Genomic DNA, 2,433 nt, shown 5'->3' with positions numbered 1-2,433 from the left:
GCAAGGAACAAACTCCACACAATTATTTCAAACATAACTAGCCCCAACGTTCCAATGAGCGTCATCGAGTTGCTTAGCTTAAATACAACATAAATAAAATAGATGAAAGCTGTAATTAAAAAGACAAGCATAAGAATTTGTATGGATTGAAATCCGACAGCTGAAATAATTGCTCCACCTAGAAAAATGACGTAGCCACCTCGGGCCTGAGCCATCGTTTTCCCCTCATAATCCTTTGAAAAGAATAACATTCCGAGCTCATGAATAGTCTCTGCAATTAATTTTAAGGCAGAAAAAAGCATGAAATAAATAAGAGCAAATACAATTAGAACGAACAGCTTTATCTCAAAATCAGTAAGAAACTCTTTCATTCCACTGTACACACCAATAACCTTAAACAATTCAATTGCTTTAAACATAGTGTAGGTAGAAAAGGTTAAACTAAACAAAATGATCGTAATTAACGGAAGAAAGCCAAACACATAAGGGTTTTTCATTGTTGCTCCTCTAATCTATAGGAAATTCTGATACTTGTATGATATCGGATGGGATTCCCCTTTCGCAAGAGCCTATCTAAATTTCCATAAAAAACACGTGTAATCGAGATGAGAAACAACAAATATTTACTGAAAGAATCTCATTTTTTCTCCCCTCTTCCATTTTAGTTATCTCACATTATTTACGCTTATAAAATATGGTTGCTTATATATAGGAAGGAAGTAATAAGCCATGCAAACGCTTCATATTTGGAGTATAATTTTATTTATATACATAAATATATTGTTGGAAGGAGGATTCTCATGTCCATGATTTTTGCAATATTCTTGCCTATTATTTTGGCTGTTTTTATCCCTTTATTGTATAAAAAAGCAAAAAGAATCCATACTGGATGGTTTGTACTAATCGCACCTTTAATTTTAGTAGTTTTATATGCATTGTATATCCCTTCAGTAATGGATGGAAAAACTTTTTCAGAAGAAATGCCTTGGATTCCATCACTCGATATTTCATTAGTCTCGTACATAGATGGCCTTAGCTTACTATTTTCTTTATTAATAACTGGGATAGGATCCCTCGTGGTTCTCTACTCTATCTTTTATTTAGATAAGGATAAAGAGAATCTAGGAAATTTTTACGTATACTTATTAATGTTTATGACGGCTATGCTTGGCGTTGTCCAATCTGACCACTTAATTGGGCTCTATTTTTTCTGGGAGCTAACTTCAATTTCATCATTCTTACTCATTGGCTACTGGTATACTCGCGATCGTTCTCGCTTTGGTGCATTGAAATCTATGATGATTACTGTATTTGGTGGATTGATGATGCTAGGTGGCTTCTTACTGCTAGGCATTATGGGAGAAACTTTCTCTATTAGGGAACTCATCTCACAAGCAGCTACTATTGCCGAGCATGATCTATTCGTCTGGGCTTTAGTATTAATATTACTTGGTGCATTTACAAAATCTGCTCAGTTCCCTTTCTATATTTGGCTTCCAGACGCTATGGAAGCACCAACACCCGTCAGTGCATATCTACATTCAGCAACTATGGTAAAAGCAGGATTATATTTAGTTGCACGACTTACTCCTATTTTCGCTCTTTCTGAGGTTTGGGTTTGGTTAGTCACTGGCGTCGGTATCCTCACACTATTCTGGGGATCATTCTTTGCAGTTAAACAGACTGATTTAAAAGCAATTTTGGCTTTTTCTACAGTAAGTCAGCTTGGATTAATCATGTCGTTACTAGGAATTGGCTCTATTGCGTATCACGTTACAGGTGATTTAGTAACGACATACACATTTGCTACATTTGCTGCTATTTTTCACCTTCTAAATCATGCAACCTTTAAAGGAAGTCTCTTTATGATTGCTGGAATTGTAGATCATGAAACCGGCACTCGTGATATTCGTAAGCTTGGAGGGCTAATGAGTCTGATGCCAATTAGCTTTACGATTGCAATGATTGGTAGTCTTTCTATGGCAGGAATTCCCCTATTCAATGGATTTTTGAGTAAGGAAATGTTTTTAGATGCGACCCTGTCACTCCAGCATGTTGGTCTATATTCAATGGATACTTGGTGGATATTGATTCCAGTTGTTGCTTGGATTGCGAGTGTCTTTACATTCGTTTACAGCTTGTACTTTGTCCTACACACGTTCCGCGGAAAACATACACCTGAGTTGCTTCCGAAAAAAGCGCATGAGGCTCCTATCGGTATGCTTATTTCCCCTGGAATATTAGCAACACTTGTAATCGTGATATTTTTCATCCCAAATTTCTTTGGAAATACATTTATTAAGCCTGCGGTAGCAGCTATTCAACCGAGCGCATATGCTCTACCTTCTGACGTAGGATTCAAAATAAAAGCTTGGCATGGATTTGATTCGCCCGCGCTATATATGACGCTAGGAATATTCCTTGTCGGCTATC

General features: G+C 36.8%; 2 protein-coding genes. One reads left to right on the top strand and one right to left on the bottom strand.

Annotated elements, in window-relative coordinates; all coding sequences use genetic code 11:
- Positions 1 to 497 (bottom strand): DUF5366 family protein (locus AC06OU_RS05350; protein WP_475854456.1); only part of this gene is annotated, 497 nt, incomplete at its 3' end.
- A 303-nt stretch (positions 498 to 800) separates the two neighbouring features.
- On the opposite strand from AC06OU_RS05350, the gene AC06OU_RS05345 reads away from it, so the two are divergent.
- On the top strand, positions 801 to 2,433 hold a 1,633-nt coding region (locus tag AC06OU_RS05345; protein WP_475854455.1), incomplete at its 3' end, for a proton-conducting transporter transmembrane domain-containing protein.

The sequence above is a fragment of the Psychrobacillus sp. genome, from assembly GCF_056205495.1.
This window is presented reverse-complemented; position numbering and strand designations above follow the sequence as displayed.